26 protein-coding genes and 1 tRNA gene are annotated in these 26,701 nt (G+C 61.1%); 16 read left to right on the top strand and 11 right to left on the bottom strand.

Annotated features, from left to right (window positions below; genetic code table 11):
• Positions 1–13 precede the first annotated feature (13 nt).
• The 3 genes from pap (at position 14) to A7D21_RS02655 (ending at position 3,955) form a co-directional block, all read left to right on the top strand.
• Entirely contained in the window at positions 14–1,531 is a 1,518-nt protein-coding gene (pap, locus tag A7D21_RS02665; RefSeq protein WP_069551019.1) for a polyphosphate:AMP phosphotransferase, read from the top strand.
• A gap of 91 nt (positions 1,532–1,622) precedes the next feature.
• Entirely contained in the window at positions 1,623–2,807 is a 1,185-nt protein-coding gene (locus tag A7D21_RS02660; RefSeq protein ID WP_069551018.1) for a thiolase family protein, read from the top strand.
• A gap of 185 nt (positions 2,808–2,992) precedes the next feature.
• Positions 2,993–3,955 (top strand): DMT family transporter, encoded by a 963-nt coding sequence (locus A7D21_RS02655; protein ID WP_069551017.1) that lies wholly within the window; start codon positions 2,993–2,995, stop codon positions 3,953–3,955.
• Here A7D21_RS02655 and A7D21_RS02650 read toward each other — a convergent pair.
• A complete protein-coding gene (locus A7D21_RS02650) occupies positions 3,918–4,685 on the bottom strand; it encodes an AcvB/VirJ family lysyl-phosphatidylglycerol hydrolase (RefSeq protein ID WP_069551016.1) in 768 nt (255 codons plus the stop codon). The two genes, A7D21_RS02655 and A7D21_RS02650, sit on opposite strands and share 38 nt — an antisense overlap.
• Positions 4,686–4,789: 104 nt before the next feature.
• Positions 4,790–6,178 carry a class II fumarate hydratase gene (locus A7D21_RS02645; protein WP_069551015.1) on the bottom strand — a complete coding sequence of 463 codons (1,389 nt, stop codon included), beginning with the start codon at positions 6,176–6,178 and terminating at the stop codon, positions 4,790–4,792.
• A gap of 192 nt (positions 6,179–6,370) precedes the next feature.
• Between A7D21_RS02645 and A7D21_RS02640 the strand changes: the two genes are divergently transcribed.
• The 7 genes from A7D21_RS02640 to A7D21_RS02610 all read left to right on the top strand — a co-directional run bounded on the left by A7D21_RS02640 (position 6,371) and on the right by A7D21_RS02610 (position 14,091).
• Positions 6,371–6,889: a DUF2059 domain-containing protein gene (locus tag A7D21_RS02640; protein WP_003236690.1), complete on the top strand. Its 519-nt coding sequence runs from the start codon at positions 6,371–6,373 to the stop codon at positions 6,887–6,889.
• Between the two features lie 6 nt (positions 6,890–6,895).
• Positions 6,896–7,192 (top strand): BolA family transcriptional regulator, encoded by a 297-nt coding sequence (locus tag A7D21_RS02635; protein WP_069551014.1) that lies wholly within the window; start codon positions 6,896–6,898, stop codon positions 7,190–7,192.
• A 118-nt stretch (positions 7,193–7,310) separates the two neighbouring features.
• Positions 7,311–8,252: a rhodanese-related sulfurtransferase gene (locus A7D21_RS02630; protein ID WP_053257203.1), complete on the top strand. Its 942-nt coding sequence runs from the start codon at positions 7,311–7,313 to the stop codon at positions 8,250–8,252.
• A gap of 3 nt (positions 8,253–8,255) precedes the next feature.
• Positions 8,256–8,891, top strand: a complete 636-nt coding sequence (locus A7D21_RS02625; RefSeq protein WP_053257202.1) for a DsbA family protein — start codon at positions 8,256–8,258, stop codon at positions 8,889–8,891.
• Positions 8,892–8,901: 10 nt separating this feature from the next.
• Positions 8,902–10,704: an ABC transporter ATP-binding protein gene (locus A7D21_RS02620; protein ID WP_171902592.1), complete on the top strand. Its 1,803-nt coding sequence runs from the start codon at positions 8,902–8,904 to the stop codon at positions 10,702–10,704.
• A gap of 71 nt (positions 10,705–10,775) precedes the next feature.
• Positions 10,776–13,238, top strand: a complete 2,463-nt coding sequence (locus A7D21_RS02615) for an EAL domain-containing protein (protein WP_069551012.1) — start codon at positions 10,776–10,778, stop codon at positions 13,236–13,238.
• Positions 13,239–13,284: 46 nt separating this feature from the next.
• Positions 13,285–14,091 carry a TenA family transcriptional regulator gene (locus A7D21_RS02610; RefSeq protein WP_053257199.1) on the top strand — a complete coding sequence of 269 codons (807 nt, stop codon included), beginning with the start codon at positions 13,285–13,287 and terminating at the stop codon, positions 14,089–14,091.
• Between the two features lie 22 nt (positions 14,092–14,113).
• Here the strand turns inward: A7D21_RS02610 and A7D21_RS02605 are convergent, their stop codons facing one another.
• Both A7D21_RS02605 and lldD read right to left on the bottom strand, forming a co-directional pair.
• Complete coding sequence (locus A7D21_RS02605; RefSeq protein ID WP_053257198.1) at positions 14,114–15,040, bottom strand: GGDEF domain-containing protein; 927 nt, start codon at positions 15,038–15,040, stop codon at positions 14,114–14,116.
• Positions 15,041–15,320: 280 nt separating this feature from the next.
• A complete protein-coding gene (gene lldD, locus A7D21_RS02600; protein ID WP_053257197.1) occupies positions 15,321–16,463 on the bottom strand; it encodes an FMN-dependent L-lactate dehydrogenase LldD in 1,143 nt (380 codons plus the stop codon).
• A 101-nt stretch (positions 16,464–16,564) separates the two neighbouring features.
• On the opposite strand from lldD, the gene A7D21_RS02595 reads away from it, so the two are divergent.
• From A7D21_RS02595 to A7D21_RS02585, 3 genes are all read left to right on the top strand, one after another.
• Positions 16,565–17,452, top strand: a complete 888-nt coding sequence (locus tag A7D21_RS02595) for a LysR family transcriptional regulator (RefSeq protein ID WP_053257196.1) — start codon at positions 16,565–16,567, stop codon at positions 17,450–17,452.
• 81 nt (positions 17,453–17,533) lie between these two features.
• Positions 17,534–17,609 (top strand) — tRNA-Asn (locus A7D21_RS02590).
• Between the two features lie 218 nt (positions 17,610–17,827).
• On the top strand, positions 17,828–18,763 hold the full coding sequence (locus A7D21_RS02585) for a LysR family transcriptional regulator (RefSeq protein ID WP_053257195.1): 936 nt from the start codon (positions 17,828–17,830) through the stop codon (positions 18,761–18,763).
• Here the strand turns inward: A7D21_RS02585 and A7D21_RS02580 are convergent.
• Both A7D21_RS02580 and A7D21_RS02575 read right to left on the bottom strand, forming a co-directional pair.
• Positions 18,749–19,417: a DUF1963 domain-containing protein gene (locus tag A7D21_RS02580; protein WP_218188670.1), complete on the bottom strand. Its 669-nt coding sequence runs from the start codon at positions 19,415–19,417 to the stop codon at positions 18,749–18,751. The genes A7D21_RS02585 and A7D21_RS02580 overlap by 15 nt on opposite strands.
• 15 nt (positions 19,418–19,432) lie before the next feature.
• Positions 19,433–20,080, bottom strand: a complete 648-nt coding sequence (locus A7D21_RS02575; protein WP_053257193.1) for a TetR/AcrR family transcriptional regulator — start codon at positions 20,078–20,080, stop codon at positions 19,433–19,435.
• Positions 20,081–20,201: 121 nt separating this feature from the next.
• Between A7D21_RS02575 and A7D21_RS02570 the strand changes: the two genes are divergently transcribed.
• Entirely contained in the window at positions 20,202–21,419 is a 1,218-nt protein-coding gene (locus A7D21_RS02570; protein ID WP_069551011.1) for an MFS transporter, read from the top strand.
• Between the two features lie 94 nt (positions 21,420–21,513).
• Positions 21,514–22,380, top strand: coding sequence for a DNA/RNA non-specific endonuclease (locus A7D21_RS02565; RefSeq protein ID WP_053257191.1), 867 nt, complete (start codon positions 21,514–21,516; stop codon positions 22,378–22,380).
• A 34-nt stretch (positions 22,381–22,414) separates the two neighbouring features.
• Here the strand turns inward: A7D21_RS02565 and A7D21_RS02560 are convergent, their stop codons facing one another.
• The 5 genes from A7D21_RS02560 to A7D21_RS35730 all read right to left on the bottom strand — a co-directional run bounded on the left by A7D21_RS02560 (position 22,415) and on the right by A7D21_RS35730 (position 25,269).
• Positions 22,415–22,594, bottom strand: a complete 180-nt coding sequence (locus tag A7D21_RS02560; protein ID WP_053257190.1) for a DUF1289 domain-containing protein — start codon at positions 22,592–22,594, stop codon at positions 22,415–22,417.
• A gap of 32 nt (positions 22,595–22,626) precedes the next feature.
• Entirely contained in the window at positions 22,627–23,541 is a 915-nt protein-coding gene (gene dmeF, locus A7D21_RS02555) for a CDF family Co(II)/Ni(II) efflux transporter DmeF (protein ID WP_069551010.1), read from the bottom strand.
• The gene (locus A7D21_RS02550) at positions 23,538–23,813 is read right to left on the bottom strand and encodes a metal/formaldehyde-sensitive transcriptional repressor (RefSeq protein WP_053257188.1); all 276 of its coding nucleotides are present in this window, start codon (positions 23,811–23,813) and stop codon (positions 23,538–23,540) included. Before A7D21_RS02550 ends, dmeF begins: the two co-directional genes overlap by 4 nt.
• A gap of 90 nt (positions 23,814–23,903) precedes the next feature.
• On the bottom strand, positions 23,904–25,121 hold the full coding sequence (locus A7D21_RS02545; RefSeq protein ID WP_069551009.1) for an MFS transporter: 1,218 nt from the start codon (positions 25,119–25,121) through the stop codon (positions 23,904–23,906).
• 7 nt (positions 25,122–25,128) lie between these two features.
• Positions 25,129–25,269 (bottom strand): hypothetical protein, encoded by a 141-nt coding sequence (locus A7D21_RS35730; RefSeq protein WP_155512288.1) that lies wholly within the window; start codon positions 25,267–25,269, stop codon positions 25,129–25,131.
• A 199-nt stretch (positions 25,270–25,468) separates the two neighbouring features.
• Between A7D21_RS35730 and A7D21_RS02540 the strand changes: the two genes are divergently transcribed.
• Entirely contained in the window at positions 25,469–26,680 is a 1,212-nt protein-coding gene (locus A7D21_RS02540) for a YeeE/YedE family protein (protein WP_069551008.1), read from the top strand.
• Positions 26,681–26,701: the final 21 nt, after the last annotated feature.

Below are 26,701 nucleotides of genomic sequence, written 5' to 3'. Positions count from 1 at the left end.
AACGGAGCTGCCCATGTTCGAATCCGCCGAAATCGGTCACGCCATCGACAAAGACACCTATGACGCCGAGGTGCCGGCGCTGCGCGAAGCCTTGCTGGAAGTGCAGTATGAGCTGCAACAGCAGAAGCGCTTCCCGGTGATCATCCTGATCAACGGCATTGAGGGGGCCGGCAAGGGCGAAACCGTCAAGCTGCTCAATGAATGGATGGACCCGCGCTTGATCGAGGTGCGCACCTTCGACCAGCAGACTGACGAAGAACTGGCGCGCCCACCGGCCTGGCGCTACTGGCGGCAACTGCCCGCCAAAGGCCGTATGGGGGTGTTTTTCGGTAACTGGTACAGCCAGATGTTGCAAGGCCGGGTGCACGGTGACATCAAGGATGCGCGCCTGGACCAGGCCATCGCCGGTGCCGAGCGCCTGGAGAAGATGTTCTGCGACGAAGGCGCGCTGATCTTCAAGTTCTGGTTCCACCTGTCCAAGAAGCAAATGAAGGCGCGGCTCAAGGCGCTGGCCGACGACCCGCTGCATAGCTGGCGCATCAGCCCGCTGGACTGGCAGCAGTCCCAGACCTACGACAAGTTTGTGCATTTTGGTGAGCGCATCCTGCGCCGAACCAGTCGCGATTACGCGCCGTGGCATGTGATCGAAGGGGTCGACAGCAATTACCGTAGCCTCACGGTGGGCAAGATTCTGCTCGAAGGCCTGCAAAATGCCTTGAAGCTGCCCAAGGGCAAGGCCAGCGGCATGAACCCGGCACCGTTGTTGGCGTCGGTGGACCAGAAGAGCCTGCTCGACAGCCTCGACATGACCTTGCGCCTGGAGAAGGACGATTACGAGGAACAGCTGATCACTGAGCAGGCGCGTTTCTCCGGGCTGATGCGCGACAAACGCATGCGCAAGCACGCGCTGGTCACTGTGTTCGAAGGCAATGACGCAGCGGGCAAGGGCGGGGCGATCCGGCGTGTCGCAGCGGCGCTGGACCCGCGCCAGTACCATATCGTGCCGATTGCCGCGCCGAGTGAAGACGAACGCGCCCAGCCGTACCTGTGGCGGTTCTGGCAAAAAATCCCGGCGCGCGGCATGTTCACGGTGTTTGACCGCTCGTGGTACGGCCGCGTCCTGGTGGAACGCATTGAAGGCTTCTGCACCCCGGCGGACTGGATGCGTGCCTACGGCGAGATCAACGACTTTGAAGAGCAACTGCGCGATGCGGGGGTGATCGTGGTCAAGTTCTGGCTGGCCATCGACAAGCAGACCCAGTTGGAGCGTTTCCAGGCCCGCGAGGAAATCCCGTTCAAGCGTTTCAAGATTACCGAAGACGACTGGCGTAACCGCGACAAGTGGGATGACTACCGCGCCGCTGTGGGCGACATGGTCGACCGCACCAGTACCGAAGTTGCGCCATGGACCCTGGTGGAAGCCAATGACAAACGCTGGGCGCGGGTCAAGGTGCTGCGCACCATCAACCTCGCGCTCGAAGAGGCGTTCGCCAAGTCCGACAAGCACGACAAGAAAGGCAAGAAGAAGTAGGCCTATCTATGGGGTGAATGATCGTCGCGGTTGGGAGGGCCTGGATCTATGCTCGATCCATCTCCCAACAACGACAAGATCGAGGTAGCCCATGCGTGAAGTAGTGATCGTCGACAGCGTGCGAACCGGCCTGGCCAAATCCTTTCGTGGCAAGTTCAACCAGACCCGCCCCGATGACATGGCGGCCCATTGCGTGAATGCACTGCTGACCCGCAATGGTATCGACCCGGCGACAGTCGAGGACTGTATTGTCGGTGCAGGCTCCAATGAAGGCGCCCAGGGTTACAACATCGGGCGCAATGTGGCGGTGCTCTCGCAACTGGGCACCGGTACGGCCGGCATGACCCTCAACCGCTTCTGCTCCTCGGGCTTGCAGGCGATTGCGATTGCGGCCAACCAGATCGCTTCGGGCTGCAGCGACATCATCGTCGCCGGTGGCGTCGAGTCCATCAGCCTGACCATGAAAAGCGTCAATACCGACAACCTGATCAACCCGTTGCTCAAAGAGCAGGTGCCAGGCCTCTACTTCCCCATGGGCCAGACCGCCGAAATCGTTGCCCGCCGCTATCACGTGAGCCGCGAAGACCAGGACCTGTATGCCTTGCAAAGCCAGCAGCGCACGGCCCAGGCTCAGGCCGACGGTTTGTTCGATGATGAAATTGTGCCGATGGCAGTCCAGTACCGGGTCGAGGACAAGAACAGCGGCGAGGTGCAGGTGCTGGACGGGGTGGTCGATCGCGACGACTGCAACCGCCCCGACACCACCCTGGCCAGCCTCAGCGGGCTAAAACCGGTATTTGCCGAAGACGGTTCGGTGACGGCGGGCAACTCCTCGCAGCTCTCCGATGGCGCCTCTATGACGTTGGTGATGAGCCTGGAAAAAGCCCTCGAACTGGGGCTCAAGCCCAAGGCGTTTTTCCGTGGCTTTACCGTGGCCGGTTGCGAACCTGACGAAATGGGCATCGGCCCGGTGTTTTCGGTGCCCAAGTTGCTCAAGGCCAAGGGCTTGCAGGTGGCGGATATCGACCTGTGGGAACTCAACGAGGCGTTTGCCTCACAGTGCCTGTATGCGCGTAACCGCCTGGAAATCGACAATGCCCGGTACAACGTCAACGGCGGCTCGATTTCCATCGGGCACCCGTTTGGCATGACCGGCTCGCGACAAGTCGGGCATCTGGTGCGGGAGCTGCAGCGGCGCAACCTGCGTTACGGCATCGTCACCATGTGCGTGGGTGGTGGTATGGGCGCTAGCGGATTATTCGAAGCCGTACGTTAGGTTCTTATTGGGCACACTGGGTCCATTGGGGCGCTGGCTTGCCTGCGGTGCCTGCATCGCGGGCAAGCCCGGCTTCCACACACGCCCCAGCGTTGATTTATGTGGGTAGGAAAATATCGCTCGCCAAGCCACCCCTTGGTCCCCCTAGAATGCCGGTTCCACTTCCTCAGGCATTCGGGGCACTCATGCACATCTCTTCCGGTCGCTGGGTCTATGGCTTTGGCTTGACCCTGCTGACCGCGTTTCTTTGGGGCATTCTGCCGATCAAACTCAAGCAAGTGCTGCAGGTGATGGACCCGATTACCGTCACCTGGTTTCGCCTGACCGTTGCCGGCGGCTGCCTGTTCCTCTACCTCGCCGCGACCCAGCGCCTGCCCAGCCGCAAGGTGCTCGGCCCCAAGGGCGGCTGGCTGGTAGCCATGGCGGTGTGTGGCCTGGTGGGCAACTATGTGCTGTACCTGGTGGGCCTGAAAATGCTCAGCCCCGGCACCGCACAATTGGTCGTGCAGATGGGCCCGATCTTTCTGATGGTCGCCAGTGTCTTTGTGTTCAAGGAGCGCTTCAGCCTGGGGCAGGGCTTGGGCTTGGTGGTGTTGATCATCGGCTTCGGCCTGTTCTTCAATCAGCGTCTGGTCGAACTGCTGACCTCGCTGGGCACTTACACGGCCGGTGTGCTGACGATCCTGCTCGCCACCACCATCTGGGTGTTTTATGCCCTGGGTCAGAAGCAGTTGCTGACGGTGTGGAATTCGCTGCAAGTGATGATGGTGATCTACCTGTCGTGCGCTGTGTTGCTCACGCCGTGGGCGCATCCGCTGGAGGCGCTGCAACTGAGCCCGCTGCAAGGCTGGCTGCTGCTGGCGTGTTGCATGAATACGCTGGTGGCGTATGGGGCGTTTGCCGAAGCGCTGGCGCACTGGGAAGCCTCGCGGGTCAGTGCGACCCTGGCGTTGACGCCGTTGGTGACCTTTGCGGCCGTGGCGTTGGCGGCGTGGCTATTGCCGGACTTTGTGCAGGCCGAAGAGATCAACGCCATCGGCTATGCCGGGGCGTTGGTGGTGGTGCTCGGCTCGGCCATGGTGGCTCTGGCGCCGTCGTTGCTCGCCGGGCTCAAGGCCCGGCGGGTGCGCTTGGGTGGCGCTCGATAAGGCGCTGAGTCACGTTGGCGAAGTCCCCATTGAAATAGTGAGTGCCGGGGATTTCTACTGCGCTTACCCACTCGCGAAGCGAGGGCTGACGGCATAAACCAGTGCTATTTTCGTCAGTATGCAAGCAGGTGACAGGGACCCGCCCTTTCAACTGAAGCAGTGCCGGTAATGGATCGTGGTGGGTAACTGGTTCGCGCAGATGCCGGTAGGCCTGGGTGATCCGGTTGAGCCAACCCACGCTGATGTAGTGTTCCAGTTCGATCTCCAGGAACACATCCTGGGTCGGCTCCAGCAATGTCAGTTGCGAAATGCGCGCACGGTTCTCGGGCTTAAGCTGGTTGATAAGTGATGGCAGGACATTGGCCCCAAAAGAAAAGCCAATCAACCAGACCCTGGGCGTACTCCATTGCTTGCGGTAAGCCGTGATAAGCGCGTCCAACTGTGCGGCCGAGTCTGCCACGGGTTGTTCATGCCAGAAATACGCCAGGGTACTGATGCCCAACACGCCGTAGCCACGCTGGTTAAGGTTGTGGCTGATGGCCTGCTCCAAGGGTGCCCAGCCGCCGTCACCGGAGTAGAAGATGACAAGCTCGTTCATGGCGGGTGCTGTCGAGGGCGGCGGCAGAACAACCGGAAACGCCCGCAGCGCGGAGCTGTCGGCCGGGTACCAGGCTGCCAGCCCCAAAAGCCCTGTCAGCATGAAGAGGATAATCAGGCTGCTTCGCTTCATGCGATGATCGTCCGTCCAGAGGTTTATTGGGCATTGAACCTCTGGAGGACGGGCTTACGTAACTGTGACAACTGACAGTAGACGCGGGTGGTTTCGACGACGCGTCAGTGCCCGGCTTCGAGCATGTTTTCCGGGCGAACCCACTGATCGAACTCCGCGTCGGTCAGGTAGCCCAGGTCCAGCGCGGCTTCCCTTAGCGTCAGCCCTTCGGCATAAGCCTTCTTGGCGATCTGCGCCGACTTGTCGTAGCCGATATGCGGGTTGAGCGCCGTCACCAGCATCAGCCCGCGCTCCAGGTGCTCGGCCATTTTCCCGGCGTCGGGCTCCAGGCCTGCCACGCAATGCTCCTGGAAATTATTGCAGCCATCGGCCAACAGGCGGATCGACTCCAGCACGTTGTGGATGATCACGGGTTTGTACACGTTCAGCTGCAAGTGGCCCTGGCTGGCCGCAATGCCGATGGTCACGTCGTTGCCCAATACCTGGCAGGCCAGCATCGACAACGCTTCACATTGGGTAGGGTTGACCTTGCCGGGCATGATCGAGCTGCCTGGCTCGTTGGCCGGCAATTTGACTTCCGCGAGCCCGGCACGTGGGCCGGAGCCCAGCAGGCGCAGGTCATTGGCGATTTTCATTAAGGCCACGGCCAGGGTTTTCAGTGCGCCATGCAGGGTCACCAGCGGCTCATGGCCCGAGAGGGCGGCAAATTTATTCGGCGCGGTGACGAACGGCAAGCCCGACAGGGCGGCCAATTCAGCAGCAATTGCCTCGCCAAAGCCATGCGGCGAATTGAGCCCGGTGCCGACGGCCGTGCCGCCCTGGGCCAGTTCGCACACCGGGGGCAGGGCGCTGCGGATCGCGCGCTCGGCGTAATCCAGCTGGGCGATAAACGCCGAGACCTCCTGGCCGAACGTGATGGGTGTGGCGTCCATCATGTGGGTGCGGCCGGTCTTCACCAGTTTCATATGGCGTGCCGACAGTTCCGCCAGCCCGCCGGACAGATGAGTGATCGCCGGCAGCAGTTGCTGGGTCACGGCTTGCACGGTCGCGATGCTCATGGCGGTGGGGAAGCAGTCGTTGGAACTCTGGGAGCGGTTGACGTGATCGTTGGGGTGCACCGGGCTCTTGCCGCCACGGGGTTTGCCCGACAGTTCGTTGGCGCGGCCGGCGATGACTTCATTGGCGTTCATATTGCTCTGGGTGCCACTGCCGGTCTGCCAGACCACCAGCGGAAACTGGTCGTCATGTTGACCGTCGAGCACTTCATCGGCGGCTTGTTCGATCAGGCGGGCGATGTCGGCGGGCAGGTCGCCATTGCGGTCGTTGACCCGGGCGGCGGCTTTCTTGATCAGCGCCAGGGCGTGCAGCACCGCCAGGGGCATGCGTTGCTCGCCGATGGCGAAATTCACCAGTGAACGTTGGGTCTGCGCGCCCCAGTAAGCGTCATCCGGGACTTGTACGTCTCCCAGGCTGTCGGTTTCGATACGGCTCATCGGGCACACTCCTTCAGGTTCGTTTGCGCAGTTTAGGCCGTGATGGGCCTGTGGGGTTCCATAAAAGACTTTTCATCGGGTGCAAGCCCCGCAAATCCCGGCCGAACAAGGCCTGGGGTTGAGCCGCAAGGTTTTTTAGGCGCAGAATGGTCGCCCTTGGGGTCTTACCTCGCCTGCTAGAAAGGAAACTCGATGACTCGTCTTCGTGCCATCTGTACCGCGGTTGCTCTGGTTTGCGCCAGCGGCCAAGTCTTTGCCGATACCGCCAGCCATAACGCCAGTGCCGAAGCCTTCCTTACCCTGGCCCACGCTGACAAGCTGGGTACCCCGGTGTACATGCAAGTGCAGCAAATGTTCGCCCAGCGTTTCGAACAAACCAAGGCGCCTGCCGCCAAGCAGTCCGTACTGGACAGCTACCAGGCCAAGGCCAATGCCGCCCTCGACCAGGCCATCGGCTGGCCGAAGCTGAAGCCGGACATGGTCAAGCTCTACACCACCAACTTCAGCGAATCCGAGCTCAAGGACCTGGTTGCTTTCTACCAGTCGCCACTGGGCAAGAAAGTCCTGGAAAAAATGCCGCAACTGACCCAGCAATCGGCCCAGATGACCCAGGCCAAACTGGAAAGCGCCGTGCCGGTGGTCAACAAGCTGTTGGAAGACATGACCAACGAGCTGACGCCGAAAGCCGCCGCACCGGCCAAGAAGAAGTAAGCAGGAATGACCATGCAACAGCGTATCGAAACGGCGCTCGCCGCCCTGAGCCCACAACACTTGAGCGTGCTGGATGAAAGCCACATGCACAGCCGTGGGTTGCAGACCCACTTCAAGGCCGTGCTGGTCAGCCAGCAGTTCGAGGGGCTTAACCGCGTCAAGCGCCACCAGACGGTCTATGCCACCCTCGGTGACCTGATGAGCGAATTTCATGCGCTGGCGCTGCATACCTATACGCCTGAAGAATGGGCGAAAATCGACGTAGCCCCGGCCTCGCCGACCTGCGCCGGCGGGCATAGCTGACGCACGGGTGTCTCTGACACCTGGCATTTGCTAGAATCCGCAACGCGCCGCTTAGCCGGCGCGTTTTTTTTGCATCCGGTTCACCCCTTACGAGGGTAGCCACCTGGAGAGAATACCCATGACCCAACCCATCGTCGTGGCGGCACTGTATAAGTTCGTCACCCTCGAAGACTACGTTGCGCTGCGCGAGCCACTGCTGCAGGCAATGGTCGACAATGGCATCAAAGGCACCTTGCTGATCGCCGAAGAAGGCATCAACGGCACCGTTTCCGGCAGCCGCGAAGGCATTGATGGCCTGATGGCCTGGCTGAAGAACGACCCGCGCATGGTCGACATCGACCATAAAGAATCGTACTGCGACGACCAGCCGTTCTACCGCACCAAGGTCAAGCTCAAGAAAGAGATCGTGACCCTGGGCGTCGAAGGCGTCGACCCCAACAAAAAAGTCGGCACCTACGTCGAGCCGCAAGACTGGAACGCGCTGATCAGCGACCCGGAAGTGCTGTTGATCGACACGCGCAACGACTACGAAGTGTCCATCGGCACCTTCGAAGGCGCGATCGACCCGAAAACCACCAGTTTTCGCGAGTTTCCCGACTACATCAAAGCCAACTTCGACCCGGCCAAGCATAAGAAAGTCGCGATGTTCTGCACCGGCGGCATTCGTTGCGAGAAGGCCTCCAGCTTTATGCTCAGCGAAGGCTTCGATGAGGTCTACCACCTCAAGGGTGGCATCCTGAAGTACCTCGAAGAGGTGCCTCAGGCAGAGACCAAATGGCAGGGCGACTGCTTTGTGTTCGACAATCGCGTCACCGTGCGCCACGACTTGAGCGAAGGCGACTACGATCAATGTCATGCCTGCCGTACACCGGTGAGCGTCGAAGACCGCGCGTCCGAGCATTATGTGGCCGGCATCAGTTGCCCGCATTGCTGGGATAAGCTGCCGGAGAAGACCCGTCGCAGCGCAATTGACCGGCAAAAGCAGATCGAGCTGGCCAAGGCCCGCAATTTGCCGCACCCGATTGGCTTCAACTACAAGCAAACCCCCTCCGAGGCCTGACCCATGCCCGCGCGCCTGCTCTATGTGATGGACCCGATGTGTTCCTGGTGCTGGGGCTTTGCCCCGGTGGCGCAGGCGCTGGTTGAGCAGGCCCAGGCGGCCGGCGTCGAGCTGCACCTGGTGGTGGGCGGTTTGCGCACCGGCAGCGGCGCGGCGTTGGAGCCGACGACCCGGCGCTACATTCTGGAGCACTGGCAGGCGGTCACCGAGGCCACTGGCCAGCCGTTCAAGCGTGAGGGGGCGTTGCCCGACGGTTTCGTCTATGACACAGAGCCTGCGTGCCGCGCCATCGTCACGGCACGCAGCCTGGCGCCAGACTGCGCGTGGAAGTTGCTGGGGCTGATCCAGCGCGCGTTTTATGTCGAGGGCCGTGATGTGACCCTCGCCAGCGTGTTGGTCGAGCTGGCCGAAGAGGCCGGCATACCGCGTATCGAGTTTGCCGGCGCCTTCGACCGTGCCGAGCAGCACGCCGCGACGGCCGCCGATTTCACTTGGGTGCAGGATTTGGGGATTGCCGGTTTCCCGACCTTGCTGGCCGAGCGTCATGGCCAGTTGGCGTTGTTGACCAACGGCTACCAGCCGCTGTCCGAGCTGTCGCCGTTGCTTGCCCGCTGGTTGGAGCGAGCCACCTGTGTATGACCAGCCCGACATCACCGAGCCCTCCAAACGCACAGATCGCCTGACCTGGGCGGAAATTCGCCGCCTGGCCCTGCTCCACAAGAAATCCCTGTGGATCGCCAACGGCGTTGCCGTGCTGGCGACCTTGTGCAGCGTGCCCATCCCTCTGCTGTTGCCCTTGCTGGTTGACGAAGTGCTGCTGGGCCATGGCGATGCCGCACTCAACGTGATGAACCACGCATTGCCGCTGGGTTGGCAGCAGGCTGCCGGGTATATCGGCCTGATGCTGCTGGTGACCCTGTGTTTGCGTTGCGGCGCGTTGGTGTTCAACGTTGTGCAGGCGCGGCTGTTTGCACGGCTGGCCAAGGACATTGTCTATCGCATCCGTGTGCGCCTGATCGAACGGCTCAAGCGTATATCCCTTGGCGAATACGAAAGCCTGGGCAGCGGCACAGTGACCACGCACCTGGTCACCGACCTGGATACCCTGGATAAGTTTGTCGGCGAAACCCTTAGCCGCTTCCTGGTGGCCATGCTGACGCTGCTGGGCACTTCGGCCATTCTGGTGTGGATGCACTGGCAGTTGGCGTTGCTGATCCTGCTGTTCAATCCGTTGGTGATCTATGCCACGGTGCAGTTGGGCAAGCGCGTCAAACACTTGAAGAAACTTGAGAACGACAGCACGTCGCGCTTCACCCAGGCCCTGACCGAAACCCTTGATGCCATCCAGGAAGTGCGGGCCGGCAACCGCCAGGGCTTTTTCCTCGGGCGCCTGGGCCAGCGTGCCCAGGAAGTGCGCGACTACGCCATTCATTCCCAATGGAAAACCGACGCTTCCAGCCGTGCCAGTGGCCTGTTGTTCCAGTTCGGCATCGACATCTTCCGTGCGGCGGCGATGCTCACCGTGTTGTTTTCCGACCTGTCCATCGGCCAGATGCTCGCCGTGTTCAGCTACCTGTGGTTCATGATCGGCCCGGTGGAACAACTGCTTAACCTGCAATACGCCTTTTACGCCGCGGGCGGCGCGCTGACGCGGATCAACGAGCTGCTGGCGCGTGCCGACGAGCCGCAATATGCCGGGGGCGAAGACCCGTTCACCGGGCGTGAGACCGTTGGCATCGAAGTACGTGGGCTCAACTTCGGCTACGGCGAAGACTTGGTGCTTGACCAGTTGAACCTGGCCATTGCACCGGGCGAGAAGGTCGCGATCGTCGGCGCCAGTGGCGGCGGCAAAAGTACCTTGGTGCAACTGCTGTTGGGGCTCTATACACCGCAGGCCGGCAGCATTCGTTTTGGTGGTGCGACCCAGCAGGAAATCGGTCTTGCAACCATCCGCGAGAACGTCGCCGTGGTGTTGCAACACCCGGCGCTGTTCAACGACACCGTGCGCGCCAACTTGACCATGGGCCGCACACGCACGGACCAGGCCTGCTGGCAGGCATTGGAAATTGCGCAGTTGGATGCTACCGTCAAGGCACTGCCTTTGGGCCTGGACAGCGTAGTGGGGCGCTCCGGTGTGCGCTTTTCCGGTGGCCAGCGCCAGCGCCTGGCAATCGCGCGGATGGTGTTGGCCGAACCCAAAGTGGTGATTCTGGATGAGGCCACCTCCGCCCTCGACGCCGCCACCGAGTACAACTTGCACCAGGCGCTGGCGCGGTTTCTCAGTGGGCGTACTACACTGATCATCGCCCACAGGCTTTCGGCGGTTAAGCAGGCTGACCGGGTGCTGGTATTCGATGGCGGGCGTATCGCCGAAGATGGCGACCACCAGCAGCTGATTGCTGAGGGTGGGTTGTACGCCAAGTTGTACGGCCACCTGCAACAAGTGCGTTGATTTAGCTTCGTCGGTGCTATCGGGATTGGTTTTTCGCGTGCGTATTCAGCTGTGCATGTGTAAGGGACTTCATGAAGCAAAAGCGGACTCTCGGAACGCCAAGGCTGTTGGGCATCGTCTGGCCCTTTATCGCCGTCGTATTGTTCCAGGCATTGTTAGGCTGCGTCAGTCTCTATGTGCTGTCGGCAGTGCGGGGCTATGTGGCTGGCGAGAGTCTTTGGTCCAAAGGCCAGAAAGACGCCATCTACTACCTGACGCTCTACGCTGATAACCGCGACGAAAGCACTTTTCTCAAATACCAGCAAGCGATTGCCGTCCCACAGGGCGGGCATGAATTGCGCATCGCGCTGGACCGTTCCACCCCGGACCTCGCTGCCGCACGCCAAGGTATCCTCAAGGGCGGCAACCACCCCGATGATGTGTCCAGCGTGATTTGGCTGTACCTCAACTTCCGCCACTTCAGTTACCTGGAAAAAGCCATTGAACTGTGGACTGTAGGCGACGGTTACCTGGTGCAACTGGATGACCTGGCCCAGGCGATGCACCGGGCGATCCGCAACGATCACGTCAGCCCCGGTGATATAAGCGAGTGGAAAGCGCGCATCATTGCCATCAACGACGGCGTTACGCCGGCTGCCAAGGCATTCAGCGATGCGTTGGGCGAAGGTTCGCGGATGATTTTGCGCCTGTTGCTGGTCACCAACCTGGCCACCGCCCTGGGCCTGATTGCCCTGGCGCTGCTGCGTACCCACAAGCTACTGAGCCAGCGCCACGCGTTCGCCATGGCCTTGCAGGCCGAGAAGGAGCGCGCACAGATCACCCTGGAGTCGATTGGCGACGGTGTGATTACCACGGATGTCGACGGTGCCATCGCCTACATGAACCCGGCCGCCGAGGCGCTTACCCATTGGAAGAGTGCCCAGGCCCAAGGCTTGCCCTTGGCGGCGTTATTCAATCTGCTCGATGAGGCTGCTGAACCCGACGGCTTTACCCTGATCGAGCACATCATCAAAGGCCGGCTCAGTGGTGGCAGCGAGCATTCCAAGCTGATCCAGCGCCTGGATGGCAGTACGGTTTCGGTCACTCTGGTGGGCGCGCCGATCCGCAGCGCCGGCAAGGTCAGCGGCGCGGTGCTGGTGCTGCACGACATGACGCAGGAGCGTCAGTACATTGCCAATCTGTCGTGGCAAGCCACCCACGATGCCTTGACCGGTTTGGCCAACCGTCGCGAGTTCGAATTCCGCCTGGAGCAGGTGCTGCATAACGTGGGGCGCCAGAAAGGCGGACGCCATGCGTTGATGTTTCTCGACCTGGACCAGTTCAAGCTGGTTAACGACACCTGCGGGCATGCGGCGGGTGATGAGCTGTTAAGGCATATCTGCGCGTTGCTGCAGTCGGACCTGCGTGAGGGCGACACCCTGGCGCGGCTGGGGGGCGACGAGTTCGGCATCCTGTTGGAAAACTGCCCGGCAGCGGTGGCGGAAAAGATCGCCGAGAGCCTGCGCCATACGGTGCAAAGCCTGCATTTCGTGTGGAAGGGCCGGCCGTTCATGACCACCGTCAGTATTGGCCTGGTGCATATCTCGCAATCCCCGACCACCCTGGAAACGTCACTACGCGCGGCCGATATGGCGTGCTACATGGCCAAGGAAAAGGGCCGTAACCGTGTGCAGGTCTACCATACCGATGATTCGGAATTGTCCCTGCGTTTTGGCGAAATGGCCTGGGTACAGCGCCTGCACGTGGCCTTGGAGGAAAATCGTTTTTGCCTCTACTCCCAGGAAATCTCACCGCTGGGCCACACGGATGGCGGCAACGGCCATATTGAAATCCTGTTACGCCTGCACGATGAGGCGGGCCGCATCATTCTACCCGACAGTTTTATTCCGGCCGCCGAACGTTATGGATTGATGACGTCGCTGGATCGCTGGGTGGTGGAAAACGTATTCAAAATCATCGCCGGTTGTATGCACGAACGGGCCGGGCGACCTATGGCCATGTGTGCGATTAATCTGTCAGGCATAACTATCGGAGATGATGATTTTCTCGGTTTTTTACGTGAGAAATTCGAGGCTTACAGCATTCCGCCGGAAATGATTTGTTTTGAAATAACTGAGACAAGCGCTATAGCCAATTTGGGTAGTGCAATTCGCTTTATTAATGAACTCAAAGCGTTAGGTTGCCATTTTTCCCTCGATGACTTTTGCGCCGGGATGTCCTCATTCGCTTATCTGAAACATTTACCTGTAGACTTCCTGAAGATCGATGGAAGTTTCGTAAAGGATATGCTGGACGACCCGATTAACCGCGCCATGGTCGAAGTGATCAACCACATCGGCCACGTCATGGGTAAACGCACGATTGCCGAGTTTGTTGAAACACCGCAGATCGAACAGGCTTTACTTGAGATCGGTGTTGATTACGCTCAGGGCTACCTGATTGAACGCCCGCAACTGTTTACCTTTGATAGCTTGCAGTGTCGACCTGTGCGGCCGCAGCCTCTGTTATTCAAGGCGCCCGGCACATTCCGCTGAAACATTTGCTGGTCTGTACAATCACACTTAAAAAAGGAGCCCTACAGTGATCGACACATTCAACAGAACCGGCCCGCTTATGGAAGCCTCAAGTTACCCCGCCTGGGCGCAACAATTGATCCAGGACTGTAGCGAGAGCAAGCGCCGAGTTGTCGAGCACGAACTGTACCAGCGCATGCGCGATAACACGCTCAGCGCCAAAACCATGCGCCACTACCTGATCGGTGGCTGGCCAGTGGTGGAGCAGTTTGCCTTGTACATGGCACAGAACCTCACCAAGACCAAGTTTGCCCGCCATCCCGGGGAGGATATGGCGCGTCGGTGGCTGATGCGCAATATTCGTGTGGAACTCAACCACGCCGATTACTGGGTACATTGGGCGCGCGCTCATGGTGTAAGCCTGGAAGAGCTGCAAGCGCAAAACGTACCGCCTGAGTTGCACGCGCTGAGTCACTGGTGCTGGCACACCAGCTCGGCCGATGCGTTGATCGTGGCGATTGCCGCAACCAACTACGCGATCGAGGGGGCGACTGGGGAGTGGTCCGCCGTGGTGTGTTCGACCGGTGTGTACGCGGCTGCCTTCCCTGAGGAAGACCGCAAGCGCGCAATGAAGTGGTTGAAGATGCACGCCCAGTACGACGACGCACACCCTTGGGAAGCCCTGGAAATCATCTGCACCCTGGCCGGGATGAACCCGAGCAAAGCGCTGCAGGTCGAGCTGCGCCAGGCCGTGTGCAAGAGCTATGACTACATGTACCTGTTTTTGGAAAGCTGCATGCAGTTGGAAAATGAAAAAGCCAAGGCGTCAGCTGTGGTTCGCGAACGCCCGGTTCGCATCGCCAGCGAGGCGTGATGTAAGCGTGATGGCGGGGTGTTTACCCCGCCATTGCCAAGCGGTTGCGACCTTCGCGCTTTGCCACATACAAGGCGTTGTCGGCCCGGCGCAACAGGCTTTCGGCAGACTCGGCAGCCAGCAAGGTCGAGCAGCCCAGACTCACCGTCAATTCGATCCGCTTGCCGTCGGCCCAATAATCCTGAACCTGCGCAGCCCGGCGCAGGCGTTCGCCGACCATGCCAGCCGCGTCCCGGCCGGTATTCGACAGTAAAATCAGAAACTCTTCGCCACCAAACCGAAACACCATGTCGACGTTGCGCAACTGGCTTTTGATCGACCCGGCCACGGCGCGCAGTACGATATCGCCCGCTGCATGGCCGTGGGTGTCGTTGATTTTCTTGAAGTGATCGATGTCCAGCATCAACAAGGACAGCGGGCTCAGGTGCCGCCGGGCCATGTCGATTTCGCGTTGCAGGGTCTGGTCCATCGCAATGCGGTTGCCGGTATCGGTCAAGGGGTCACGCAGGGCGCTGCGGGTGGCGGCGCGGTAGAGCAGGGCGTTGCGCATCGGGTAAAGCAAGGTTGAAAGCAGCGACTCAAGTTGGCCCAACTCGTCTTCCATCAAGCGTTGGTTGCGACGGAATATCAGCTCGCCCAAGTGTTCGCCTTCATGGCTCAAGGTGTAGCTCACTGAGTGGTGGCCGCGGTGGCCGAACTCGAGACGCAAGTCGCTGGCTTCATGGCGATATTGCAGAGCATCCAGAGGAACCAGGCGCTGAACTTCACGAAAGAACAAAGCCAGGATACGCTCCGGCTCCAGGCTGGTTTGCAATTGCTGGCTCAGTTGCTGATGAAGCTGGGCAAGGGTGGCTGGACGACGTGGAAGAAGAGCTGGCTGACCAAACCCCAGGCGTTGCAATTTGGCACTGTCGAAGTCAATTGCGTTGGTCTGGGTCGGTGATTTCATAAGCTGACGGCCTCTAAGCACATAACTGTCCTACAGGCTGCACGAGAGTGGCAAATGCCAAGCGTCTTACTGTTCCTTCAGTTCCGTAAAACATTGGAACAGTTTAAACCGCTTTGCCATGGGTTATAACCCCTGGGCAGTGCCACACGTCTTGTCATCGCTTTACCTGCTTCAACGCTAATAGAGCGAGATTCATGCCACTTTGCTCAACTTAATAAAAAGCCTTATAAATCAACGACCGTTTTTAAAGGCAAAATCGGTCGCTGAATAACTGCGTCAGTTATTTGGCTGCTTGAACCAAGGTGGTGTGGTCAATCTGGTCAATCGACGTAACGCCGGTCAAGGTCATGGCCACGCGCATTTCCTTGGCGAAAATATCCAGCAGGTTTTCCACGCCGTGCTGGCCGGCGGCGGCCAAGGCATACACGGTCGAGCGCCCCAGCAGGCAACCCTTGGCACCGAGGGCGAGCATGCGCACCACGTCGAGCCCGGAGCGAATGCCTGAGTCCACCAGCACGGTCAGGTCATCACCCACTGCCTCGGCAATCGGCGGCAGTGCTTTGGCGGTCGACAACACGCCGTCGAGCTGGCGGCCGCCATGGTTGGAGACCACGATGCCATCGGCACCGAAACTGACCGCGTCCTTGGCGTCCTGTGGGTCGAGGATGCCCTTGATGATCATCGGGCCCTTCCAGAACTCGCGGATCCACTCCAGGTCTTTCCAACTGATCGACGGGTCGAAATTGTTCGCCAGCCAGCCGATGTAATCTTCCAGGTGGGTGGGTTTGCCGAGGTAGTTGGAAATATTGCCCAAGTCGTGGGGGCGGCCCATCAAGCCCACGTCGAATGCCCATTGTGGCTTGGTGATGGCCTGCAGCATCCGACGTGAGGCCGCGTACGGCCCGGACATGCCCGAGTGCGCATCACGATAGCGTGCGCCCGGCGTCGGCATGTCCACGGTGAACACCAGTGTCGTCACCCCGGCCGCCTGGGCCCGCTCCAGCGCGTTACGCATGAAACCGCGGTCCTTGAGCACATAGAGCTGGAACCAGATCGACTGCGGGCTTTGCGACGCCACTTCTTCAATCGGGCACACCGACACGGTCGACAGGCAGAACGGTATGCCCTTGTTGGCTGCGGCCTTGGCCGCCTGCACCTCACCACGCCGCGCATACATGCCGGTCAAGCCGACCGGGCTGAGGATAATCGGCATGTCCTGTTCCTTGCCGAACAACGTGGTCTTGAGGCTCAGGTTGTCGACATTGCGCAGGATGCGCTGGCGCAGGCTGATCTCGGCCAGGTCCGAACCGTTGGCGCGCATTGTGTGCTCGGCGTAAGCGCCGCCGTCGATGTAGTCGAACAGGAAGCGCGGCAGCTTGCGTTTGGCGGCTGCGCGGTAGTCGGAGGCGGACGAGATGATCATGAAGGGATTCTCTACAGAGCTTGGTCACCCCACGATAAGCAAAAAACTGGCATGATAAAAACAACTTTTATCACTAGCATCCAGTCGCTAAAGGAATACTGATGAACCTGCGCACATTGCGTGCCTTTGTTGAAGTGGTGCGCCAGGGCGGTTTCTCCCAGGCGGCTGACGTGGTGGCATTGACTCAATCCACCGTGAGCAAGGCGGTCAAGACACTGGAGGATGAATTGGGCACGCCGCTGCTTAACCGCCTGGGTCACAAGAATGAACTGACAGCCGCCGGCGAAATTGCTTACCGCCGCGCCCTGGTGTTGCTCGCTGAGCAAAACGATTTGGTGGCTGAGATCAATGATCTGCGGGGTCTCAAGCGCGGCGTACTGCGCATAGGCTTGCCGCCGGTAGGCTGCGGTGTACTGTTCGCGGCGATGTTCGCCGCCTACCGCACGCGCTACCCCGACATCGAAATCGAACTCACCGAGTACGGCAGCAAAAGGCTGCGTGAATGCCTGGAAGCCGGGGAGGTCGACCTCGCGGCCCTGCTGCTGCCAGCGGATCAAGGGTTTGACTACCAACCCGTGCGCAATGAACCGCTGATGGCTGTGTTACCCATGAGCCACCCACTGGCGCGGCGCAAACGCATCGACTTCACCGACCTCGCCGACTCCCCGTTCATCTTGTTCGAAGCCGGCTTCGCCCTGAACGCCAAAATCCTCGCCGCCTGCGAGCTCAAAGGTGTGACGCCACGGGTAACGGCGCGTAGCGGGCAAATCGACTTTATCGTCGACCTGGTCTCTGCAGGATTGGGTGTCGCCTTTTTGCCGCGCATGCTCGCACTCAAGCATCAGCACGCCGGGATTGCCTTGATCCCCCTGGACGAGCCGCACACCGATTGGCACATCGCCCTGGCTTGGCGTGCCAGTGCCCACCTGCCACCCGCCGCCCGCGCATGGCTGGACCTGGCCAAAGAAATGGCCAGCCCTGTGCGGTGAAGGAACCCGCTGTGCAGGTTTTTGCCTGAAATGCATCGCAGTGCTTGACTTCTTCTTTTTAATCAGTAACATACGGCGCATTCCGCGATAGCTCAGTTGGTAGAGCAAATGACTGTTAATCATTGGGTCCCTGGTTCGAGTCCAGGTCGTGGAGCCAGATAGAGAAAAGCCTGCAGAGATGCAGGCTTTTTTTTGGCTTGGATTTGGCTCGCTCGTTGGGGGCGCAGCCGGGTCCGGCCGTTCAACTCAGTCGCCAGCGCTTTTCCTCCACCGGTTAAATTCCCAGGTTCAAGACGTCACCCGCGAGCGGGCGCTCTGTATTTAAGCGCGGGAGGCTGGTAAGTATGGCGGCGAACAGTGGTTTGGTAGCCCGTCATGAAGCGTCATTTTGAAGATTTGCAGCTAGGCAGCATTGAGCTGTTTTGTCTCGCAGCCGAAGCCAATAGTTTCACCGCTGCCGCGCAAACAGCGGGGGTGACGCCGGCGGCGGTGAGCCGCAGCATCTCGCGCCTGGAGGAGCGCCTGGGTTCGCGCCTGTTTGTGCGCACCACCCGCAGCATTCGGCTTACCGAGAGCGGCAGGATTTTTTTCGAGCAATGCCGCCAGGCGTTGACGCAACTGGTCGAGGCGCAACAGGCAGTCATGGGCGCGCAGTCTGTCCCGTCCGGGCTGCTGCGCATCAGTATCCCTACCACCTACGCCCACCACCGTTTGCTGCCGTTGTTGCCCAAATTTCGTGCGCTGTACCCTCAAGTCAGCGTCGACATCCACATCAGCAATCGCAATATCGACTTCGTCGCCGAAGGTTATGACCTGGCCATTCGCGTGCGTGCCCAGCCGGACTCGTCGCTGATCGCGCGCCCGCTGGAAGAGGCTGAACTGGTGGTGGTGGCAGCCCCGGCTTACCTCAAGCGAGTCGGTACGCCGCAGACCTTGGAGGATTTGCCCGGGCATGAGTGCATCCAGTACGAACTGCCGAGTAATGGCCGGCGTATTTCCTGGTTGTTCCAGGTGGACGGCAAAGCCCAGGAGTATGTAGGGGCGGCGGGGTACAGCTGTGCCGATGATGTGCTGGGTGGCGTGACCCTGGCCAAACACGGGGCCGGGCTGTTTCAGACGTACAGGTTTATTGTTGAGCAAGCGCTGGCTGAGGGCAGTCTCGTGGAAGTGTTGAAACCGTTTGGGGGACGCTCGCGGCCGTTTACGTTGCTGTATCCCCACGGGCGCTACGTGCCACATCGGGTGCGTGCGTTTGTGGATTTTTTGCTCGGGTATCGGGAGCTGTGGGCGAAGGACTCAACACTGCCATAAGAATTTCGCCGAGACGCCCGAGCAGTCGCACTCGAAAAGGTAAGCGCAACCGCCGGCGAAGTTCATCTCCGTTGTGTGGTCGGGGCCCGGTTCGAGCTGTGCGACAAAGCGCATCGGTGCGTTGCAATGGTTGCAACTCGGTGTTTGCTCGGCCTGTAACCAGGAAGGTGCGCCGCCAAGCTGGCCGAGGACGTCGCGACGGCGACCGCTAAACGCGTTGTGCGCCTGCGTGTAATCAACGGCCTGGGTCGGCTCGACCCGCGCGCCGTAGCCTGTGCCGCGGGTCACTTGGCCCGCGCTCGGCAGGGCCGCGACGTGCAGGTCCTTGACTGGCACGCACACCACCGCGTTGGCGCCGCCGTCTGCTTCCCACTGCCCGCATTCACCGGGGTTTTCATCGCACATAAAAATCAGGTGCAGGTGCTGGGCGCCGGTAGGGCGGATCTGCCCAAGAAATTGCAGAGGGCTCGCGCAACCCTTGCAAGTGGGCCAGGCAAAGCCTTCGTTAACCGATGGCGTGCCACCAAACCGTGTGTCGGCACAGGCGCCCGGTGTGACGGTGGGCTCGGCAATCAGCAAATGGATGGACGGCGAGGTGCCCATCGTGGACGTCGGTGTTTTCAAGCCGCCGAACAGTTTTTTGAAGAGCTTCATGCGCATGCCATCCGTTTAAACGGTTTCGTTGTCTGCGACTCTGCGGCCCACCCTCGCAGAAGCAATCTCCCACGTCTGCATGAGCTGTGTGATTGCGGCATCAAGGGTGGCGTGTGCCACATCATCGCGCGCCAGGATCGAAACGCCCTGCAGGAAACTGTCGAACACCGTTGCCATCACCGGCGCATCAAGCGTGTCCGGGAGTTGCCCGGCACGGATTGCACGCTCAACACACGCCACGATGCCCGCCCGCGTTCGTGCGCGCGATTGCGTCAAGGCATCCGCCACCCGCGCATTTTCAGGGCTGGGTGCGCTCATCACACCCAGTGCCACCATGCAGCCCTTGGGGTGCCCGTCCTCACACTGCATGCGTGTCGACTGGCGCAGCGCGGTTTCGATGGCCTCGCGCGGTGGCAAGGTGTCGTCCCACAAGCATTCGGTAACCTGGGCGTAGGTCGCGAGGTAGCGCTGCACGCACTCATCGAACAACGCCTCTTTGGAGCCGAACGCCGCATAAAAACTCGGCGCGGAGATACCGCCGCCCAGGCCCGCCTTAAGCTGGGCGAGTGAGGTGGCGTCGTAGCCGTGCTCCCAGAACAGGTGCAGGGCCTGTTCCACGGCGTGGTCACGGTCAAAATTACGCGGGCGGCCCATTTGCGCCATATCGAGACTCCTCTGAAGAACGAGATAAATACTAGTCGATACATAAGTCATTGACAATGCAGCACGCCCACCTGCAACATTTGTATCGATCAGTATTTAAGTGGCTCAAAAGGAGTTTCCCGTGACCCCCTCACTCAGCGTATCCGCGTCGTCCGAGCGCTTGCCCATTGGCGCCTTGCTCGCCCTGGCCATGACCGGCTTTATCTGCATCGTCACTGAAACCCTGCCCGCCGGCCTGTTGCCGTTGATCAGCACAGGCCTGTCGATTTCGCCGTCGGCAGCCGGGCAGATGGTCACCGCCTACGCCTTGGGCTCCGTGCTGGCGGTGATCCCGATGACGATCGCCACCCGTGGCTGGCGGCGGCGAAATGTGCTGTTGCTGACCATTGTCGGCTTCCTGCTGTTCAACTCCATCACGGCGCTGTCGTCCCACTATGGCGTCATCCTGGTGGCGCGTTTCTTCGCTGGTGTGGCGGCGGGTTTGGCCTGGAGCCTGCTGGCGGGTTACGCGCGGCGTATGGTCGCGCCGGAGCAACAGGGCAGGGCGCTTGCCTTGGCGATGGTCGGCACACCGATTGCGCTGTCGTTGGGCGTACCGCTCGGCACGTGGCTGGGTGGCCTGGTGGGTTGGCGCACCACGTTCGGCCTGATGTCGGCGCTGACCCTGGTGCTGATCGTGTGGGTGCTGGTGAAGGTCCCGGACTATCCGCCGCAGGCGGCGCATCAGCGTGTGTCGCTGGGTAACGTGCTGACCACCCCCGGCGTGCGGCCGGTGCTGGCGGTCGTGATCAGTTGGATGCTGGCGCACAACATTCTGTACACCTACATCGCACCCTTCGTGGCGCCTGCGGGCTTGAGCGATCGCGTCGATCTGGTGCTGCTGGTGTTCGGCATCGCCGCGTTGGCGGGGATTTGGCTGACGGCAAAACTGGTCGAGCCGCTGTTGCGCACGACCGTACTGGCGAGCCTCGCGACGTTCGCGGCGGTCTGCGTGGTGTTCGGCTTCTCGGGCCGTGTACCCAGCGTCATCTACCTCGGCATGGCCGTGTGGGGGCTGAGTTTCGGTGGCGCGGCAACATTGCTGCAAACCGCGCTGGCGGATGCCGCCGGGGATGGCGCGGATGTGGCGCTGTCGCTGAACGTGGTGGCGTGGAACAGTGCGATTGCCGGCAGCGGTGTGGTCGGCGGCGTGCTGCTGGATACCTGGGGCGTCGCCTCGTTTCCCTGGGCGATGGTGGTATTAATAGCGGTATCGTTTGTGATCGCCTGGGGCGCTCATGCCCACGGGTTCAAACCGGGTGCACGTGAGACAGAAAAACCGGCCGTGGCCGGGCACTAATCTGACTTAGTTGGGTCAATAATCCTCGCAATATCATTCACTTGGCTCCGTTTTTCGGAGCCTGCCGCCTCACTCCCTTTCGAAGAAGTCATGCATGCACCTGCGCAAAATTGCAGTTGGGCTGTCGGCCCTTGTTTTGCTATCCACTGGCGTACAAGCCCGTGGCCTGCTGGACCTGATCAAGTTACCCACCCCGGAACACACTGCTCGCTCCGGCTCGATCAGCCAGCACGCGGCCCTCGACCTTTATTCCAGTAAAGAAAAACAGCTTTCATTCGACGCCTGCGTCGACCTGTTCCCAGGCGCCACGCCGATCAACACGGCCAGCGTGCCCGCCACGATGAAACCCCTGGCGTTGTGTTCGGATAACTTCGCGGTGCTCTACTCACAAACCAGCAAGACGCCGCTGGTGGTGGTCGAACGCTTGAATGCCGCCCAGTTGAAGGACGCCAAGGGCGAGGAGCGCACCAACCAGTTCTACGCGGACCCGCGCATTCCCAAGGGCGCGCGCGCAGAGTTGAGCGACTACCGTGGCCAGCATCCGGCGGTCGACCGTGGTCACCAGTCGCCGGCCGCTGATGCGCCGAATGCGAATGCCATGGCCCAATCTTTCGCGCTGTCGAACATGGTGCCGCAAGACCCCACCAACAACCGCAAGATCTGGAGCAAGGTCGAGGCGGACGTGCGCAAGTTTGCCGTGCGTGCCGGCGGCGATGTGTTTGTGTTTACCGGCCCGCTGTTTGACGCGGGCTACAGCACCATCGGCGACAACAAGGTCTGGGTGCCGACGCGTCTGTTCAAGCTGGTCTACGACACCTCGTCGAAACGCGCCTGGGCCTATGTGCTGCCCAATGCGGAAACCCGTGTCCAAAAGCCGATGGACTACGACACCTTTGTGAAAAGCACCGGGCTCAAGTTGCTGGGCAATCTTCCGGTCACCGGGTCGGTGGGGCGCACCTGATGTGACACCCCCAAGGCTGGCAGAACCGCCAGCTTTACCTGGCCTTCTTCAGCGCCTTCAACCGTAACGTCGCGCGCTGTACGGCGGCCATTTTCTCCGGGCGCTTCATGCGCTTCCACTTACGGATGTCGTCCTTGCTCCGTCCACAGCTGACGCACAGATCACCACTCAGTTGGCAAGTGGAGATGCAGGGGTTCTCGATATCTTTAGCCAAGGGTTCACCTGGGTTTGCTAGGGGGCGCGCGGCTAGGCCGCACGAAATTCAACGGTGAGGTGGCTCACTTCATGCACCGGTTTGAGGCGCTCGCGAATGCTTTCGGCATCGGTGGTCGAGCGGCCCACCACGCTGACGATGGCCGCGTGCGCGTCGGGGCCGACGCGCCACACGTGCAGATCGGTAATCGTCGCATCACCGGGTTGTTCGACGAGTTCACGAATTTCTGCGGCGACGTGTTCATCGGTTTGATCCAGCAATACGCCAGCGGTCGTGCGCATCAAACTCCAGGACCACCGCGCAATCACCACCGCGCCGACGATACCCATCGCCGGGTCCAGCCACACCCAGCCCAGATAACGGCCGGCCAGCAACGCGGCGATGGCGAGCACAGAGGTCAGCGCATCGGCGAGCACATGCACGTAGGCTGAGCGCATGTTGTTGTCGTGGCCATGATGGTCGTGGTCGTGGTCGTGATCATGCCCGTGGCTGTGACCGTGGCCCAGCAACAGCGCGCTGACGACATTTACTGCCAGCCCCACCACCGCAATCAGCGTGGCTGTACCAAACTGCACTTCAGCCGGCTGCAGCAAGCGCATCACCGACTCGACACCAATGCCCAAGGACACCAGCGCCAGGATAAGCGCCGAGGCGAAGCCACCCAGGTCGCCGACTTTGCCGGTGCCGAAGCTGTAGCGTGAGTTACTCGCATTGCGCCTGGCGTAGGCGTAGGCCGCAGCAGCAATGCCCAGCGCCGCCGCATGGGTAGCCATGTGAAAGCCGTCCGCCATTAGCGCCATGGAACCGGTCAAGGCCCCGGCGGCAATTTCTGCGACCATCATCACCACCGTCAGCATCACCACCCACAGGGTGCGTTTGGCGTTTTCGTCATGGGCCGAACCGAGGAAGACATGTTCGTGCGTGTGAGCACTAGGGAGGGCGTTCATTTGGAGTACCGCCGAATGGCTTCCAGCAGTTCTTCAACGCCGCGTGCGCGGGCCTCCTCGCTGAGTGAGGGATCGGCCACATGCGCCCTGGCATGGTCTTCGATAATTTCTTCCATCAAGCCGTTGATGGCGCCGCGTGTGGCGGCCACCAGGTGCAGCGTCTTGGCGCAGTCGAGGTCTGACTCCAGCGCTCGCTCAACCGCCTGGAGCTGCCCGGCGATGCGTTTGACGCGCTTGATCAGGCTGTCTTTGTTTGCGGCGATGTGGCCCACGATATACCCCCCCTACCTATGAGGGTGCGGATCATTGCATACCCCGCCCCCCTATGCAATGTTGCGCGTGCGGCGACATGCTCAAGGCGGCTACCTGGGCTTATCCAACTGGCGCCTGAGGGTGTAGAGCGCCACGCCAACCGCCAGAATGCCGGACACCGCGCCGACCACCAGCGCCCAGCGCGGGCCCAGGTGGTCGGCCACCCAACCGACGATGGGCGCACCCAGCGGCGTGCCACCCAGTGCGACGGCGACGCGCAGGGCGATCACCCGGCCGCGCATGGCCGGCTCCGTGGTGAGTTGCATCAAGCTGTTGGTGGTGTTGCTGAACGTCATCGCGCCCACGCCGATGATCACCAGCGCAATCGCGAACATCCAGTAATTGGGCGCCAGGGCCGCCAGGAAACAGCCAAACCCGAACACCGCGGCACCAATCAACAGTGACTTGAACTGCGGTCGTTCACTGCCCGCGGCAATCAATGCCCCGGCGATGGTGCCGATGGCCATGGTCGAGGTCAGCAGGCCGTAGCCACGCGCATCGGCCTGGAACACGCTGACGGCCATGGTCGAGATAAAAATCGGGAAGTTCATGCCGAAGGTGCCGATCAGAAACAGCATCAGCAAGATTGCCTTCAGGTCCGGCCGCGCCCACACATAACGCATGCCCTCGGTCAGGCTGCCTTTGGTGCGTGGGGCTCGCACCTTGGCGTGCAGACGCGAGACGCGCAGGAAAAACAGGGACGCCAGGACCGCAAAAAAACTCGAACCATTGAGCAGGAACGCCCAGCCGGTGCCGACCGAAGCGATGGTCACGCCCGCCACCGCCGGGCCGATCATGCGCGCCATATTGAACGACGTTGAGTTGAGTGCGATGGCATTCGACAAGTCCTTCTCACCCACCAGCTCCGCCACAAAAATCTGCCGCACCGGTGCATCGAAGGCCGAGGCACACCCTGATAGAAATGCAAACACATAGACGTGCCAGAGCTGCACGAACCCGGTGATGGTAAACACCCCCAGTGTCAGCGCGAGTACGCCCATGACCGCCTGGGTGGCGATCAGCAGTTTGCGCTGGTCGTAGTGGTCGGCGGCAAAACCGGTCCAGGGCAGCAACAACAGCTGCGGCCCGAACTGCAACGCCATGACGATGCCCACGGCCGCGGCGTTGTGCGGCGTGAGCTGGGTGAGCACCAGCCAGTCCTGGGCGGTGCGCTGCATCCAGGTGCCGACGTTGGACACCAGGGCGCCGGCGGCCCAGATGCGGTAGTTGGGGCTGCGCAGGGAGCGGAAAGTGCCGAGGACACTCATGACGGCTTCAGTTACCCCCGTTGCCGAGCGGCCCGAGCAAGGTCGGTGCCGTGCCCGATTTACCGCGCGTGGGGAATACGCGCTGACGGTGGCAGGCGTGCGCTTCGATGATCAGGGCGGTGGTTGCGTCCAGCGAGGTGACAGCCATGCTACTTCCTCAATCGGGTCGTACAACAATCAGCAAGGCGCGCCAGCGATTTCACCGCAGCGGCGAGTTCGTCGTGTGCCTGGGGCGACAGGTGTTGATGCAACGGTGCAAGCGTAGGCGGCATGAGCTGAATGTTACCAGTCTGGGTTTATACTTGCCGTCATCCCACCCACCCGATTCAAACAGACTGAGATTCGCCATGAGCACCTCGCTTCCCCTGACGCCCGCGCGCAAGCCCTTCGCGCCGCTGGTGGCCTTTATCGTCCTGGTCGTCGGCGCCGTATTCCTGCAAAACAGCGTCGGCTCGCGCCAAGTGCTGTTGCTGGTGGTCGGTGCCGCGCTGGGCTTGACCTTGTACCACGCCGCCTTCGGCTTCACGTCGGCCTGGCGTGTATTTATCAATGATCGGCGCGGCGCCGGTTTGCGTGCGCAAATGGTGATGCTGGCCGTGGCGGTGCTGTTGTTTTTCCCGGCGCTGGGGGCCGGCACCTTGTTCGGTCAGCCGGTGGTCGGGCTGGTGGCGCCGGCTGGCGTGTCGGTGGTGTTTGGGGCATTTATTTTCGGCATCGGCATGCAGTTGGGCGGCGGTTGCGCATCGGGCACGCTGTTCACCGTGGGCGGCGGGAATGCGCGCATGCTGGTGACACTGTTGTTCTTTATTTGCGGTTCGTTGATCGCTACGCACCATGTTGATTGGTGGTTTGCGTTGCCCGCGTTCCCGGCGGTCTCCATTGTCAAAAGCTTTGGCGTGTTACCGGCATTGCTCGTCAGCCTGGCTGCGTTCGGCCTTATCGCCGCCCTCACCGTACGCCTGGAAAAGCGCCGTCATGGCCAGCTTGAGGCGGGCGTAACCAGCGAACACCTCGGCTTGCGCCGCTTCCTGCGCGGGCCATGGCCATTGGTGTGGGGCGCGATTGGCCTGGCACTGCTCAACTACGCGACCCTGGCATTGGCCGGGCGGCCGTGGGGCATTACGTCAGCGTTCGCGCTGTGGGGCGCCAAGGTGGCGAGCGGGTTGGGTATCGATGTGGCCAGTTGGACGTTCTGGCAACTGCCCGGCAATGCCAAGGCTCTGGCGGCGCCGGTGTGGGCAGACATCACCAGTGTGATGGACGTGGGTATCATCCTCGGCGCGCTGTTGGCCGCAGGCCTGGCCGGGCGGTTCGCCCCCAGCCTGAACATCCCGGCGCGCTCGCTGGTGGCGGCGGTTATCGGTGGCTTGATGCTGGGTTACGGGTCGCGGCTGGCCTACGGTTGTAATATCGGCGCGTACTTCAGTGGCATCGCCTCGGGCAGCCTGCATGGCTGGGTATGGTTGGTGGCGGCGTTTATCGGTAACAGCGTGGGCGTGCGGTTGCGGCCATGGTTCTTCGCCGGCGAACGGCCGCAGGTGGCGTTGAGCGGTTGCTGAGCGCACAACAATCGATAAGGT

Origin of the sequence: Pseudomonas sp. AP19, assembly GCF_001728855.1 — a bacterium.
Taxonomy (GTDB): Bacteria; Pseudomonadota; Gammaproteobacteria; order Pseudomonadales; family Pseudomonadaceae; genus Aquipseudomonas; species Aquipseudomonas fluorescens.
The sequence above is the reverse complement of the archived record's forward strand: the minus strand, read 5'-3'. Positions and strand labels throughout refer to the sequence as shown.